We start from the raw sequence: 13951 nt of genomic DNA, 5'->3' as shown, positions 1-13951 counted from the left end.
ATAGTCCTTTTCTTAATTGTTTAAAATGTAACATGTTTTGCAAAATATTACAATATGTAACATTTAATTTATTTGTATTCAGTTGCCGTTATTTTCAGGCAAGCTTGGTAGATTAGTATGTTTTTTTACTTGTGTTCTATTAAGAGGTAACTAAACGATATGGAAAAAGCTAAAACTGGCTTTTCTGGCGGTGATATTGGTTTTGCGCTGGGTATTGTTATTATTTTAACGGTATTGTTTATGCCAGTGCCAGCTATCGTTTTGGATATAGGGCTATCCTTTTCTGTTGCGCTTGCTGTGTTAATTTTGATGGTGTCTTTGTGGATACAAAAACCTTTGGATTTTTCTGCTTTTCCTACCGTCTTGCTTATTGTTACTATGCTGCGATTATCCTTGAATATAGCAACTACCAGGGTTATTTTGTCGCATGGTAATGAGGGCACAACCGCCGCTGGCAATGTTATACATGGCTTTTCCCAATTTGTTATGGGCGGTGACTTTGTAATCGGCCTGGTTGTTTTCTGTATACTTATAATAATAAATTTTGTTGTTATTACTAAAGGTGCAACGCGTATTGCAGAAGTCGCCGCTAGGTTTACATTAGACGCCATACCGGGCAAGCAAATGGCTATAGATGCTGATTTGTCGTCTGGTTTAATAAACGAGAAAGATGCGCAAGATCGGCGTAAAGAGCTGGAGTCTGAAAGCGCTTTTTTCGGAGCTATGGATGGTGCGTCTAAATTTGTGCGCGGTGATGCTGTTGCTGGCCTTATTATCACCTCTGTTAATATTTTTGGCGGTATTGTGATTGGCGTTACACGCCATGGCATGGATGTTGGACAAGCAGCTAATGTATTTACTAAATTATCTGTTGGGGATGGGCTGGTTACGCAAATGCCTGCGCTTATCGTTTCCTTAGCTGCTGGTCTTCTGGTTTCTAAAGGCGGAGTACAGGGCACAACAGAAAAAGCCGTGCTTAGCCAATTGGGTGGCTATCCTAAAGCTTTATATGTAGCAGCAGTGTTGCTTTTTGTTTTGGGCGCTATGCCTGGATTGCCAAAAACCCCCTTTTGGTTTTTATCTGTATTGATGGCTTGTACTGCTTATATAATACCTCGTCGATTGCAGCGTGAAGAGGCTGAGCGTCAGGCGCAGCAAGCTCATGAGGAGCATATGGCGCAAAAAGAAGAAAAACTTTCGCTAAAATCTTCGTTGGAAGTGCCTACATTACAGATTTCTTTTGGCAAACAATTGGCTAGTCGTTTATTGCTGCAACAAAATGAATTGGCAACGCGTATGGCCAATATGCGGCGAAAATTTGCCAAGGAGTATGGTTTTATTGTTCCGGAGATTCATATAAGCGATGATTTCTCTAATCCGCCAAAATCTTATCGCATAAAACTTTATGGTACTGTTATTGCCGAGTATCAAATGCGTATTGGTGAGGTGCTGGTAATGTTGGGTAATCGCAAGATGCCTTCTGTTCCTGGCGAAGAAGTAACAGAGCCTGCTTTTGGTATGCGCGCTTTTTGTACTGCAGAGGCTTTTCGAACAGAGCTAGTGCGTGATGGCTATATGGTGGTTGATAATTTATCTGTATTATTAACGCATTTAAGCGAGGTTATACGAAATAACTTGGCGCAACTACTTTCTTATAAAGATATGCGTATGTTGCTAGATCAGTTAGATCCTGAATATCGTAAATTATTAGACGATATTTGCCCTGCTAATCTTTCTTATTCTGGCTTGCAGTCTGTCTTAAAATTGCTATTGGCTGAGCGGGTTTCTATTCGTAATTTAAATCTGATATTAGAAGCTATTGCAGAGGTAGCGCCACATTTGCGCACGCCAAATCAGATAGTTGAGCATGTGAGAATACGTATTTCGCAGCAAATTTGTGGGGATTTAGCTCCTAGTGGAGCATTGAATGTGTTGCGTTTGGGGGCTCATTGGGAGTCGGTGTTTCATGAGGCTCTTAAGCGCGATCAAAAAGGCGATATTGTTGAATTTGATATAGATCCAAGGATTTTAGAAACTTTTAGTGCAGATGCAAATAAAGTGATACGCCAGCATCTAGACAATAGGGAAGAGTTTGTGTTAGTAACATCAAGTGACATGCGCCCTTATATAAGGATGATAATGGAGCGGCTATTTTCTTCGCTTTCGGTTCTGTCGCATAATGAAATAGCGCGTGGTGTTGAGCTGAATAATATAGGATCCATTTCTTGAACCTTGCTTCGCTAGCTAGCCTTATCGGAAATTTGCCGCTTGAAAAGACGGTGATATTTGCTTTACTTGTTTTCTCAAGGGTTGGGGCTTGCTTTATGTGTATGCCGGGCATGTCTTCGGCGCGGGTTCCTGTGAATGTGCGGTTATTTTTGGCCCTCGCCTTTAGTGTGGCTATTATGCCGATAGTTCAGCCGGATTTTAACAAGCTTGTTGACCAACCGCCAACACTTTATTTACTTGCTTTTATCGCCTCTGAGAGTTTGGTCGGCGCCGTTTTGGGGTTAACTGCGCATATGTTTTTTTGGGCACTGCAGTTTATGGCCACGACTATTGCAAGCGCTTTAGGCTATACCGGACAGCCTTCGCCAGGCATTTTGGATGTTGGCTCAGAAGGGGCTTTTGCAAATCTTTTATCGCTTTTTCTTTTGATACTTTTTTTTATAAGCGATATGCATATGTTAGTTTTGCGGGGTTTGCTTTTGTCTTATCAATCTATAAAGCCAACGTTAATACCGCAGCCACAAGCAGCTCTAATAGACTATCGGGAGGCTTTAGCTACAGCTTTTTTATCTCTGGCTAGAATAAGCTCTCCTTTTATAGTATATGGTATTGTAGTTAATTTTGCTGTGGGGTTGGTTAATAAATTAACTCCTCTTATTCCTATTTATTTTATTTCTACTTCTGCTGTTATGTTTGGCGGGTTGTTTTTGCTGTATTTCATGTTGCCACAGCTTATGGAATATCTGGGCTTAGAACTAAATAGATGGATCACCAACCGGTTTTAGGGTAGAGAAATGCAGTCGTCTAGTAAGCGTTATAAAAAATTATTAAAAGCCCAAAGGCTTATTAAATTACGCGATGAAATGCAGGTGCGTATTTTAGAAAAAGAGAAAAATAAACTGGATGAAGATAAGCTTGCAATGTATGATATGTTGCAAAAGCTGGATAAAATTACTTGTGATCCAGTGATTATTTCTAAGGCCCTTAGCCGTAATGCTGTATCTAAGCGGCAAGTAGAACAAAGCATTGCTATAGAAACGCAGAAATTTTTGCAGTCACAACATCGCGTGGAGCTTTTACAAACAAAGCAAATAGAGGCATCTCGCATGGAAGAACGTAAAAGAGTAGAAGCAAATATAATTGAGCGTGTAGCGTTACAAACAATAAAAGTAAGCTTTACATAAGTTTAGTGTATTATAATTGGCGCTTGGGACGTCTTTAGGGTGTATTGAATGATTAATAATACTAATGATTTATTGTTAGGTGTTGTGGCGGCGGCTAGCCCCACTACCTATCAGCGATCCTTGCAGAAACTGCAGCTAGCTCAGCGTACGAGCGGTGCTGTGCCCTCGTCAAATGGTACAGAATCCAAAAATGCTTTTCAAAATCTTTTAGCTAAGCAAGAGGTTAGTGCTGTTAGCAATAAATCTATAGGCTCAACTGCTTTGGTAAGAAAAAATACGAAAGCTTACCAGGAGTTTGAAGCCTTTATGCTGCAGTCTTTTGTAGAAAATATGTTTACTAGCGATAACTCTAAAGTTTTTGGTAAGGGGCAAGCTGGTAAAATTTGGCAATCAATGATGTCAGAGGCTATAGCCAAGGAAATGGCAGCTAATGGCGGCATAGGCATAGCAAAAATGTTGCTTAAGCAGGCAAATGTTAAAGAGCAGCAAACTGATATTGCAGATAATAAGCCAGTATTTAAATCTTTATTTTCTGTAGTAGATCATCAAAACCCTGCTGTAGAAAAAGATCCATTACGTAATATTTATGCGGCAAAGCATGCTTAATTTGTTTTCTTTAGAGGAGTGCAATTCAAAATGGCTAATATAGAAACAAACATCGATGCGGCTGTAGAATTTAGCGACGAAGTGGATAATTTATATCAAGATATAGAGCAGCATCCTAGTATTAGGAATTTTTTGGAAATCATAGCCCAAGCAGAAGAGTTATTGGACTATGAAATTGAAAGTTTACAGTCACAAAAACTTCCTGATTTTACAGCCATTAATACAAAAAAAATTCGTGTGCTTAGGGATTTGGAAGAAGCCAAAGAAGTATTGTTAAATATATCGGATAGGCGTTATCAAGAGTATGCTATAGAAAAATTAGCTGGACTAAAACCTAAATTAGAACGTGATCAAGAATTGTTAAAAATGCATTTAGATGCGGTTAGCGATTTAGTAGAGGTAATAAAATCTAGTGTTAAGAATGCTGAGGCGGATGGTACTTACAGTGTACCTTCTATCGTACGTCTTAATAAAGCTAAGGTTGGTAATGAAGAAATTGTAGAGCATTCTGAAGAAAGCGTAACTAAATAATGTTACGTATTATCTTACTTGGGCTTTGGATTTGTGCTGTTGCTTTGGGAGCTTTTATCTTTGCTTTGCGCATGACGCCTAAATCTTTGATTAGGGGTGGACATATTTCTGTAGAATCAACACTTGATTACGAGCGAACAAAAGTTTTGGATATTCCTATCATTAGGGAAAATGAATTAAAGGGATATGTTGTAGCGCAATTTGTATATGTTATAGATTCCAAAGCGGGTGCAGTTTTAGGTAATAGTATTTTAGCTGATTATATCAATGATGCTTTGTTTGAAAAATTTTATGGTAGCTATACTACTGCAGATCAAATTGATAAAGTTGACGTTAAATTATTAAAAACTGAGTTGATGGCAGATATAAATAAGCGTTTGCCTAAACCTTTTTTAAAGGATTTAATAGTGGCACACTTTAGTTATTATACTAAAGAAAAGCTGTTACAAAGTAAAGATATTAACCTGCCAGTTATTCACTAAGCTTTACGCTTTCAGCAAAGTCTTGTGCTTAATTAATAAGGCTGCCTCAAGAGCGGTAGTTAGTTTTTCTGTATTTTTTATAGCGTTATCCGTGTTCGCTTCATTAAAATTAATACTATCCAATTGTACGGAAAATAAAAGGGCAGAGAGAGTCAGTCTAAAATTTGCTTGTACGCCTTTGCTTTTAAATGTCATATAAAAAGTAATGTTTGGTAATTCATTCCAATTTACGTCATATGTTGCGCGTCCAGCAAAGCGGATAGTGTTAGTAATAAAATGCAATTCAGTAGCCGCTTCAATAATATCTCCAATATTTGCAAGCTTATTATTATGGGCGTACGTAATGTAGTCTGAGATATCTATAAGTCTTAGATCGCTTAAAATTCTAGCTATATAATAAGCTATAATTTGCTCTCTCTCGTTGGTTATTCTATCCATTATGTCTAGCATAGCTGCTATTCCTTTGATATTGGTCGGGCAGATTATTTGCCAATTTTATTTATATAGCGTATAATTTCTGCTACAGCATGGTAGAAATCTTCAGGTATGACTTGGTTAACTTCAACTTGTTTATATAAAGCTCGGGCCAATTCAACATTTTCAATAATATGTATATTATGCGCCGTTGCAATTTCACGAATTCGTAGTGCTAAAAAATCCTGTCCTTTTGCAATAACTACTGGGGCAACATCTTGCTTGGCTTTATAGCGCAGTGCTATGGCAAAATGTGTTGGGTTAGTAATTACAACGGTAGACTGCGGTACATTTGCAAGCATTCTCGCCCTGGCGCGTGCTCGGCCAAGCGAGCGCATACGGGCTTTTACGGCTGGATTTCCTTCCATTTCCTTATATTCATCTTTAACCTCTTGCTTGGTCATACGCAGCTCTTGTCTCCACTTTAAACGTGTCCAAAATATATCAAAAGTCGCAATAGCGCCAAGCGCTACTAATGTTGAAAGTAAAAGCCTAGAAATTTGTTGTTTAATAAAATAAGCAATATTTATTGGGTCAAATAAGAAAGCATTTATAAATACTAGAGTATTATGAAAAAACGTTAAATAAAGAATAAGATTAATTATAAAAAATTTTATTAATACTTTTGCAAATTCAACCAATCCAGTTTTGCTGAAGATACGTTTAAAGCCTTCTTTGGGAGAAATTCGGGCCGCTTTTGGTCGTATGCGCTCTAGTATGAATTGCGGAGCATTTTGTAATATTGATGCTCCTACGCCGCCTAGGGCTATAACGATAAAAATTGGAGCTATGGCAATAAATATTAGGGTAAGCAGCTCAGTAAATAAATATTTAATATTTTGGGCTGCATATATATCTATCTGGCCAGCATATTCAAAATAACGATGTAAGATAGTTATTAGCTTTTCAAAAGCTGGCGCAATAATAAAAGCAAATATTATGGCAAATGAACTTACGGTGCCAAATAATATCGTTTCTTTAGAAAATGGTATGTTACCTTGCTCTATAGCCTTGCTAATTTTGTGCGCGCTAGGCTCTTCTGTTTTGCTTTCCTTATCTGGACTATCTTCTGCCATGGTCCTCTACTTTTTAACGATAATCTAGGCTTCGTTAAGGCTAATGGAACCTCGTTCGGATAAATTGATAGCTCTGAAAGCGATTGTACGGCGAGCTTCAATGGTTTCCTCGGCTGTAAGGTTATGGTTTGGTGTCATTAATTCTGCCTCTACCATGCGTCGGCTCCGTGGTGATAAGGCCTCTAAGACCACTTCTACTAACTCGTCTGCAGCTTTATACAGTGCTTTAATTATAGTTTCTGTTGGGATACCATCAAAAAGCAACAAGCGAGCTTCTTTTGATAGTCGTGGTAGGTCTTCGAAAACAAATAGTAGAGATTTTATATTGTTTAAATCTCTTTCGTCTAGATCTTTTAAATCTTTTAGGACATCATCTAATTGTTCACGGTTAAGATTATTAAATATCGCAGCAATTTGCGCGTAGTTGGATTTATTTTCGGCCACAGGTTTTTTGGCAAAGCTGGCTCGCAAAGCTTTTTCTAAATTAGCTACTGCGGCTGCTGTGACCTCGCCTAAATTCATGGTTTTCTTTATTATTTCTTTGCGCTGCTCTGGTGGCAATACTAAAATTATTTTTGCAGCTAACTCTGAAGGTAGTCGGGATAGCACGTAAGCGCATATTTGGGGATGCTCAGTAGATAGATGCAAATATAATTTTTCTGGTGATAACTTTTCTATAGCCAGCCACACATTCTCTCCTGGTGCAAGATATTCTTCTTTTTCTTCTATTATTGCTAAGGCTTCAGATTCGCCGAGCGTTTCTTTCAAGAGATTATTAAATTGAGCTCCGGCAGCTGAGATGGTGCCGCCTTCTGCAAAATTGTTTTCAAATTCTTCTACTAATTTCTCAAATTCTGCTGGCGTTATATCTGGTAAGGTTTGAGCTTTATTATTAAGTAAGCGTAACTCTTCGGTATTGAGATGGCGTAGTAATTTGGCCGCAGCATTTTTGCTTAATGCTACTAAAAGTGCTGCAACTTTTTGTTGCCTTGTTAACGTGTCTATGATCGAATTTGTAGTAGCAATTGTTTCTTCAACCGTTGCTTCTGCATTTTCTGTATCTAGAGTATCTGACGGTGGAATTTCTGGCATAAAAATCTTTCGGTATATTTACCAAGCTAAATTTATTTATTATTTAAAATTTCAAGTAAACTTATGCCAAATTTAGTAGGGTCATTTGCCAAAGGTACTATTTCGCCCTTTGCTATAACTCTGCCATTGACCACTATATTTAATGGTTCGTCTAAGCTAGTCTCTAAATTTATTATCGAACCACGGCTCAAATTCATTAAAGCTGCTACTTGCATAGTTGTTGATCCCAGCACTACTTGCACATCAACAGGTATGTCCATTATAATTTGGCTGCCATTGGTTGCTGGTGCAGAGGCCGACGTTTCTTCTGGCCCGGTGTTTAACTTAAACCTAGAGGAAAGCGGGTTTGGTTTATTAAACCCCGTATTTAGGTTAGCCATATCTGCTAAGGGAGAATTTTTTGGATTATTAACTTTGTCGTCCATAGGGTTTTATCGCTTATTTTGCTTATAATTACTTATATAATTTCTTTTTCAGAAATTTCATCTATTTTTTTACTAGTAAATGGTAAGCCGCCGTTTATAGCTTGCAGCAAAGCATTTGGTTGGTTTCGCATTGGCATTGCGGTGCTGCGCGAAGTTTTGTTTTGTATATCTTTTCTTATGTTATCATCCACGGTGTTTTCAGTTATTGTGCTGTTGGCCTTAGTTGTAAGAAAAGTAGAGCTAGGTTTTGTTGCTATATTTAAATTATTTGCACGTGCCTCTAGCTCAGTATTTAGTTTTTGCAATTTATTATAGGACTCTTTTAATTTAGCATGGCCGAGTTCCATCTCGCTTGTTAATTTTGTGATTTCTTTTCTTATACGCGTAGACTCGGCTACTCTAGCATCCATTTTTCTGTTTTCATCACAAATATCTTCGTACTCTTCTTTTAATATAGAAACAGCTTTATCCAGATTTGTACTTGAGATAGCGATTTGACGCATCAAATCTTTTCCTAAAAACATCAATTCTTTATTTGTGTGCATAGTATTTTGTGCTTTTTTTACAGCGACTAAAAATATCGCTACAGAAGTAAAATCAATTATTATGCTAACTATGTGGACTAGGAACAATTTCATTTAACGCTCGGCTCCGTTAGTTATAAACTCGTTGATTTTTACAGAAAAATGTGTGCCCATTTTTCCAAGTGAACCGCGGTATAAATGCTTATTTGAACTTTGGATATTTATGTTAGAAAAAGCTCCGCTGGGTAAAGGTAATATCTGGCCTGGCTGTAGTTGCGATAGTTCATAAAGTGACATAGCACCTTGATTTATGTAGGCTTGCAAGGTGAGTTCTGTATTATTTACTTCCTTTGCTAGCGAAGCGTTCCATAATTGGTCAGATATATTTGGCTTAGTCTTTAGTAATTCTAGCATATGTTGATAAAAGGGACGATAGCTACGGTCGGCAATAAATAAACGCATCTTTCCCGAAGCACCTGGAAATCTTATGGCAATAGTGAAATCATAAAGACTATCATTTTCTAACCGTTTTTCGCCTATTTCATTTCCTGTCAATGCCTTGTCTAATTCCATAAAGGGCAACCCATTATGAGACAATTTATCATTTATTGCTTCTGCGAATTTTTCGCTTGCTAAAAAAGCTGTTCGTTGTTCTCCGGCGCTTAAGCTACTGTAACCCTTTTTGTTTTTGGTAGGACTTAACGCTCCATAAAAAGCAGAAACAAATAAATCAATTAAATCCTCTTCTAATAATAAAATGACATAGCCGCCTAGCGCTGTAGAGTTAAAAAACGTTATGTAATCATTGGGTTTGATGGTAGTTTTTAACTTAAAGAATTCTACTTCATTAATTGCTGCGAGTTCGCTAAAGAAACTTATATTGGTATAGTCCTGCATATAATTTGCAAAAAGCTTTGTTATTTCTTGTATAGCTGGGCCAAAGCTTTTTATATTTTCCTTAGATACTGTTTTGGATTTAGAAAACAAACTAGCTAAGCCACTGATATTAGGCTTTGCAGAATTTTTTGTAGCCAAGAAAGAGGGGGGCGTTTGCTTTGTTTTTATTTTACTGTCTTTCATGAATGGTTCTCACAAATACCCGTCTTATAAAATTTATTTTAAGCCGTTGCGGGAGCTTTATTAACAACAGCTTCTTGCTCAACTACTGCTATGGAAGGTCTATAAAGATCTGAAATGGTTTTTCTGCCATATTCTAAAGCAACTTGTGGCATAGCCCCATTCATATAAGCCAGCAATGTTTGCTTTACCACTACGAAGACCCTACTTCTTTTGTAGCGAACCGTCTTTACCTGCATAGCTATAGGGCCAAATACACCATAAGAACAAAAAACCCCAGCGAAAGTTCCAACTAAAGCAGATCCTATTGATTCTCCTAAAACTTCGGGGCTGCCATTTATGTGGCTCAAGGCGTTAATAATTCCTAAAACGGCTGCAACTATACCCAATGCTGGTAAAGAATCTGCTACAGTTTGTAAGGCGTGATAAGGTTTTTGCCAATCGCGTACTAAAGTTTCGATTTCCTCATCCATAAGGGCTTCAACTTCAAATGATCTAGCATTGCCCATAAGGATTAGTCGACAATAATCGCATATGAAATTGAGCAAAATAGTATTTTTTAAAATTGCCGGATGCGCTTGAAAAATCACTGAATTTTTTGGGTCATCGACGTGGCGCTCTACTTCAGCGCTAGGCTTAGAACGCATTTCACGCATCAAACTATACAATACCCCAAGTAAAGCAATATATTGTTTTTCCTTAGGCACATCATTTTTTAGAGCTTGAAGAAGAGCTTTGCCAGTGTCTTTCATTACAGCCAAAGGATTGGCTACAATAAAGCTGCCGAAAGCAGAGCCAAGTAAAACTATATATTCAGATGGCTGCAACAAAGTTTCAAGTTTACACCCCATATGCACAAAGCCACCAAGCATACAACCTAAAGCGATTGCGACTCCCAAAATAATAGCCAACTCTGTACCTCCACACGCTATACACGTTATAATTAATGTCCTAAAATAAAGCTAGAGTCAAGAGCTGAGTTTGAATCTTGCAGCTCGTTTTCCCTATCAGATGTTCGTAGAATAGATTATTTAGCTTGTGTCAAACTTATGGTTGTTTGCTATGACAATTTGGTCTCAATAACTTTTAATAAAAAACTTTATTTTGTGGTAATTTTATGCTATTTTATGAAATATATATAGTAATATTAGTGGGGGTAACGCATAATGGTTGGGGCTATTTGGGAATATAGGCGTGCGACGCGGGATATTAATAAAAGCTTAGCTGCTGTTGAAAAAAAAACCGATGTAAAACGTGAAACGGCTTATTATCTTGAACATATTGGGAAAATAAAAACCGCTGATGAGTTGCTCAATGATAGTAAGCTGTATCGTTATGTAATGAAAGCTTATGATTTAGAGGATCTGACCTATGCCAAAGGTTTGATTCGTAAGGTGCTAACTGATGCAGACTATGCGGCTAGATTGCGTGACCCAAAGTTTCAAACGCTGAAAGCTGCCTTTAACTTTACGGCTTTTAAGGAGGTTACTACTTCTCTGCGCCCAGCTACTGTTGGAACCGTTGCTCGCTACAAAGAGATGGTTTTGGAAGAGCAAGTTGGGAGTTTTAATGAAGGAGCTAGGCAAGCGATTTATTTTAAACGCCGTATAGAAGAGTTAATCAACGATAACAAACTTAAAAAGAATAAAGATACTTGGCCTGTATTTTTGTTGGGCGATAAAACTATGTCTAAAATGGTCTTTTCTGCTTTGGGCTTATCTCAGGCAGTGCAGGCAACTAGCTTAGATGCAAAGGTGCGTTTGCTAAAACGGCATATGTCTGCTGAGGATCTTTTTAACCCAGAGCGTCGCGAGAGGTTTATAAAGCGAGCTTTGGCAAATTATGATGTTGCTCATTCTGCAAATGTATATTCGCCAGGCTCTGCGGCTTTGACTATACTTAATGGGACAGGGAATATTTCTGCTGATTTATTAAGTGCTATTAATAATTTAAGGCCAGTACGAGGATAAGCTTAGTTTTTTCTGGATTTTCTTCTGTTTTAATTGGTAAGCTATAAGCAAGTTTTATAAGGTAAGCTCTCTGTTAAATATAATAGCTTTAATTGTGGTGTTGCTATGCAGAATTCGATTTATGTAGGAATTTCCGGTCAACTTAGTTTATCTAGGCGCATGGATATTATTGCGCAAAATATGGCTAACATAAACACTGCTGGTTTTAGGGCTAGAGGATTAAAGTTTGATCAGCTATTGTCAAAGATAGCTGTGGATCACGGGGATAAACCAAGTTTTATTTCTGTTGGCAAAGATTATGATGTTGATCGTCCTGGTGAGTTAGTTAGAACAGAGAGTCCGCTAGATATTGCTATACATGGGAAAAATGCTTGGCTTTCTTTGTCGACTCCAAACGGGTTGGTTTATACTAGAGATGGCAGAATGAATATGACCGCAGATGGTCAATTAATTTCTGTGGCTGGATATAATTATTTGGATACTGGCGGTGCGCCAATACAGCTGGATCCTCATGCTGGCGATCCAATTATTAAGCCTAATGGTGCTATATATCAAGGAAATAAGCCTGTGGCTGCAATAGGTTTGTTTACTTTTCCTCAAGGTAGTAAATTGAGTTACGGCCCTAATTCTTCGGTTGTGGGTAACCGGGCGCCTTTGCCTGTGGAGGATGATAATGATGTTAAGATTATGCAGGGTTACGTTGAAAATTCAAATGTTAATGGCGTTAGTGAAATGACCAATCTCATTTCGGTAAATAGAGCTTTTGAGCAAATAGAATCTATGCTGAGAGCGGAAGAGCAGCAAAGCAGCGAAGCTATTAAGACTTTGGGCGGCGTTTCTGGTTAAGCGTAAATACATGTCGGTTGAATCTTCGAATTTAGATTATATGGCTAAGCTTATTTTATCTCCTGATTTTAAAGCAAATTTAATTCGCGAAGGGGGTATAGTTAGTGAAGTCTCTGCCGAGGCCATAAAAATACGCGGTTTGTCGTCACTGGTTGGACTTGGGGATGCTGTTGTAATAGAAGAAAAGACGCTTAAATTGCGAGCGGAGGTTATACGTGTCGCCGAGGATTATGTATTAGTTAAATCTTTTGATGATACGCATTTGCCTAAATTAGGTGCAAAGGCTTTTGCTGCCGGGGCTTTAATGCTATTGCCAGATATTTCTTGGCGGGGCCGTGTGTTAAATTCTTTGGGGCAGCCTTTGGATGATTTGGGGCCAATAAAATATGGTAAGACTGCAGTTTCAGTAAATTCTTATGCGGCCCCAGCTTTAAAAAGGGGGCGCATAGGAGAAAGTCTTGCTACGGGTGTAAGTGCTTTAGATATTTTTACGCCGATGTGTTTTGGGCAGCGTATGGGGATTTTTGCTGGTTCTGGTGTTGGTAAATCTACTTTGTTGGCTTTAATGGCCCGAGCCGATTCTTTTGATACCGTTGTTTTAGCTCTTGCTGGTGAACGTGGCCGCGAGGTGCGTGACATGCTTGAAGATACTATGAAAGATAGTATGGATAAAGTGGTTGCTATTGTGTCCACTGGTGATGAAAGCGCTATGATGCGTAGATTATGTCCTGTGTCGGCAACATCTGTGGCTGAGTATTTTTCAGCTTTGGGGCATAAGGTTTTGTTAATAGTGGACTCAATAACTCGCTATGCTTTAGCTGCGCGTGAGGTGGCTATAGCAGCACAAGAGCCGCCTGTTGCTCGGGGGTACCCACCGAGTGTTTTTAGCCAATTGTCGCGTTTACTTGAAAGGGCTGGGCCTGGAGTGCAGGGCTCGGGCTCTATAACTGGTATATATGCTGTATTGATTGATGGCGATGATCATAATGATCCAGTTGCTGACTCTATTCGTGGTATTTTAGATGGGCATATAGTCTTAGACAGAGAAATTGCAGCCCAGGGGAGATTCCCCGCGATTAATTTATCCTCTTCTATTTCCCGTCTTGCTACATCTTGTTGGACAGCAGACCAACATCGCTTGGTGCAGGATTTAAAAACATTAATCCTGCGCTATGAAGAAAGCAGGGATTTACGTGCTATGGGTGCTTATAAACCGGGTGGCGATCCTATATTGGACCAGGCTGTTTCGCTTGTGCCTATGGTATACCAGGCTTTGACTCAGAATATTGGTTCTCCGCCTGTGTTTGATCCTTATGCTATGTTAGCTCAAACTCTCAAAGGAGAAAGTTGAGTAGATATTGTTAGATTTTTGTAAAACAGTTTTACTGTGCCAGGCTCGCGCAAGATTGTTGTATTAGACTAAAATAGCTTGATA

The 13951-nt window shown here is 38.5% G+C and carries 16 protein-coding genes; 9 read left to right on the top strand and 7 right to left on the bottom strand.

Annotation, left to right across the window (positions count from 1 at the left end; genetic code table 11):
- Positions 1 to 159: 159 nt before the first annotated feature.
- The 6 genes from flhA to QVL57_RS01615 are packed head-to-tail and all read left to right on the top strand — an operon-like array spanning position 160 to position 5032.
- Positions 160 to 2229 (top strand): flagellar biosynthesis protein FlhA, encoded by a 2070-nt coding sequence (gene flhA, locus QVL57_RS01640; RefSeq protein WP_290076963.1) that lies wholly within the window; start codon positions 160 to 162, stop codon positions 2227 to 2229.
- Complete coding sequence (locus tag QVL57_RS01635) at positions 2226 to 3014, top strand: flagellar biosynthetic protein FliR (RefSeq protein ID WP_290076961.1); 789 nt, start codon at positions 2226 to 2228, stop codon at positions 3012 to 3014. The genes flhA and QVL57_RS01635 overlap by 4 nt, the downstream gene beginning before the upstream one ends.
- Before the next feature lie 9 nt (positions 3015 to 3023).
- The gene (locus tag QVL57_RS01630; RefSeq protein WP_290076958.1) at positions 3024 to 3413 is read left to right on the top strand and encodes a hypothetical protein; all 390 of its coding nucleotides are present in this window, start codon (positions 3024 to 3026) and stop codon (positions 3411 to 3413) included.
- A 48-nt stretch (positions 3414 to 3461) separates the two neighbouring features.
- On the top strand, positions 3462 to 4019 hold the full coding sequence (locus QVL57_RS01625; protein ID WP_290076956.1) for a rod-binding protein: 558 nt from the start codon (positions 3462 to 3464) through the stop codon (positions 4017 to 4019).
- A gap of 30 nt (positions 4020 to 4049) precedes the next feature.
- On the top strand, positions 4050 to 4550 hold the full coding sequence (locus QVL57_RS01620) for a hypothetical protein (RefSeq protein ID WP_290076955.1): 501 nt from the start codon (positions 4050 to 4052) through the stop codon (positions 4548 to 4550).
- Entirely contained in the window at positions 4550 to 5032 is a 483-nt protein-coding gene (locus QVL57_RS01615; RefSeq protein ID WP_290076954.1) for a hypothetical protein, read from the top strand. Before QVL57_RS01620 ends, QVL57_RS01615 begins: the two co-directional genes overlap by 1 nt.
- Before the next feature lie 3 nt (positions 5033 to 5035).
- Here the strand turns inward: QVL57_RS01615 and QVL57_RS01610 are convergent, their stop codons facing one another.
- The 7 genes from QVL57_RS01610 to motA are packed head-to-tail and all read right to left on the bottom strand — an operon-like array spanning position 5036 to position 10611.
- On the bottom strand, positions 5036 to 5482 hold the full coding sequence (locus QVL57_RS01610) for a hypothetical protein (protein ID WP_290076952.1): 447 nt from the start codon (positions 5480 to 5482) through the stop codon (positions 5036 to 5038).
- Positions 5483 to 5514: 32 nt separating this feature from the next.
- The gene (gene flhB, locus QVL57_RS01605; RefSeq protein WP_290076950.1) at positions 5515 to 6582 is read right to left on the bottom strand and encodes a flagellar biosynthesis protein FlhB; all 1068 of its coding nucleotides are present in this window, start codon (positions 6580 to 6582) and stop codon (positions 5515 to 5517) included.
- A 24-nt stretch (positions 6583 to 6606) separates the two neighbouring features.
- Positions 6607 to 7674 carry a FliG C-terminal domain-containing protein gene (locus QVL57_RS01600; protein WP_290076948.1) on the bottom strand — a complete coding sequence of 356 codons (1068 nt, stop codon included), beginning with the start codon at positions 7672 to 7674 and terminating at the stop codon, positions 6607 to 6609.
- Positions 7675 to 7706: 32 nt separating this feature from the next.
- Positions 7707 to 8099, bottom strand: a complete 393-nt coding sequence (fliN, locus tag QVL57_RS01595; protein WP_290076947.1) for a flagellar motor switch protein FliN — start codon at positions 8097 to 8099, stop codon at positions 7707 to 7709.
- A 32-nt stretch (positions 8100 to 8131) separates the two neighbouring features.
- Positions 8132 to 8737 (bottom strand): hypothetical protein, encoded by a 606-nt coding sequence (locus QVL57_RS01590; protein ID WP_290076946.1) that lies wholly within the window; start codon positions 8735 to 8737, stop codon positions 8132 to 8134.
- On the bottom strand, positions 8738 to 9703 hold the full coding sequence (locus QVL57_RS01585) for a FliM/FliN family flagellar motor switch protein (protein ID WP_290076945.1): 966 nt from the start codon (positions 9701 to 9703) through the stop codon (positions 8738 to 8740). It lies immediately after the preceding gene.
- 38 nt (positions 9704 to 9741) lie between these two features.
- Positions 9742 to 10611 (bottom strand): flagellar motor stator protein MotA, encoded by an 870-nt coding sequence (gene motA / locus QVL57_RS01580; protein WP_290076944.1) that lies wholly within the window; start codon positions 10609 to 10611, stop codon positions 9742 to 9744.
- Positions 10612 to 10866: 255 nt separating this feature from the next.
- Between motA and QVL57_RS01575 the strand changes: the two genes are divergently transcribed.
- The 3 genes from QVL57_RS01575 to QVL57_RS01565 all read left to right on the top strand — a co-directional run bounded on the left by QVL57_RS01575 (position 10867) and on the right by QVL57_RS01565 (position 13867).
- A complete protein-coding gene (locus QVL57_RS01575) occupies positions 10867 to 11670 on the top strand; it encodes a DUF1217 domain-containing protein (RefSeq protein ID WP_290076943.1) in 804 nt (267 codons plus the stop codon).
- Positions 11671 to 11775: 105 nt separating this feature from the next.
- Complete coding sequence (gene flgF, locus QVL57_RS01570) at positions 11776 to 12516, top strand: flagellar basal-body rod protein FlgF (RefSeq protein ID WP_290076942.1); 741 nt, start codon at positions 11776 to 11778, stop codon at positions 12514 to 12516.
- A gap of 40 nt (positions 12517 to 12556) precedes the next feature.
- Complete coding sequence (locus tag QVL57_RS01565) at positions 12557 to 13867, top strand: FliI/YscN family ATPase (protein WP_290077437.1); 1311 nt, start codon at positions 12557 to 12559, stop codon at positions 13865 to 13867.
- The last annotated feature ends 84 nt before the right edge of the window (positions 13868 to 13951 follow it).

This window comes from Bartonella sp. TP, assembly GCF_030406085.1.
Taxonomy (GTDB): Bacteria; Pseudomonadota; Alphaproteobacteria; order Rhizobiales; family Rhizobiaceae; genus CALTWN01.
This window is presented reverse-complemented; position numbering and strand designations above follow the sequence as displayed.

Bases quoted from the DNA above. Each gene is read 5' to 3' on its own strand.
- QVL57_RS01630 (WP_290076958.1), top strand. From the start codon at position 3,024: ATGCAGTCGTCTAGTAAGCGTTATAAAAAATTATTAAAAGCCCAAAGG.
- fliN (WP_290076947.1), bottom strand. From the start codon at position 8,099: ATGGACGACAAAGTTAATAATCCAAAAAATTCTCCCTTAGCAGATATG.
- QVL57_RS01575 (WP_290076943.1), top strand. From the start codon at position 10,867: ATGGTTGGGGCTATTTGGGAATATAGGCGTGCGACGCGGGATATTAAT.
- QVL57_RS01610 (WP_290076952.1), bottom strand. From the start codon at position 5,482: ATGCTAGACATAATGGATAGAATAACCAACGAGAGAGAGCAAATTATA.
- QVL57_RS01600 (WP_290076948.1), bottom strand. From the start codon at position 7,674: ATGCCAGAAATTCCACCGTCAGATACTCTAGATACAGAAAATGCAGAA.
- flgF (WP_290076942.1), top strand. From the start codon at position 11,776: ATGCAGAATTCGATTTATGTAGGAATTTCCGGTCAACTTAGTTTATCT.
- QVL57_RS01565 (WP_290077437.1), top strand. From the start codon at position 12,557: ATGGCTAAGCTTATTTTATCTCCTGATTTTAAAGCAAATTTAATTCGC.
- flhA (WP_290076963.1), top strand. From the start codon at position 160: ATGGAAAAAGCTAAAACTGGCTTTTCTGGCGGTGATATTGGTTTTGCG.
- QVL57_RS01590 (WP_290076946.1), bottom strand. From the start codon at position 8,737: ATGAAATTGTTCCTAGTCCACATAGTTAGCATAATAATTGATTTTACT.
- flhB (WP_290076950.1), bottom strand. From the start codon at position 6,582: ATGGCAGAAGATAGTCCAGATAAGGAAAGCAAAACAGAAGAGCCTAGC.
- QVL57_RS01625 (WP_290076956.1), top strand. From the start codon at position 3,462: ATGATTAATAATACTAATGATTTATTGTTAGGTGTTGTGGCGGCGGCT.
- QVL57_RS01585 (WP_290076945.1), bottom strand. From the start codon at position 9,703: ATGAAAGACAGTAAAATAAAAACAAAGCAAACGCCCCCCTCTTTCTTG.
- QVL57_RS01615 (WP_290076954.1), top strand. From the start codon at position 4,550: ATGTTACGTATTATCTTACTTGGGCTTTGGATTTGTGCTGTTGCTTTG.
- QVL57_RS01620 (WP_290076955.1), top strand. From the start codon at position 4,050: ATGGCTAATATAGAAACAAACATCGATGCGGCTGTAGAATTTAGCGAC.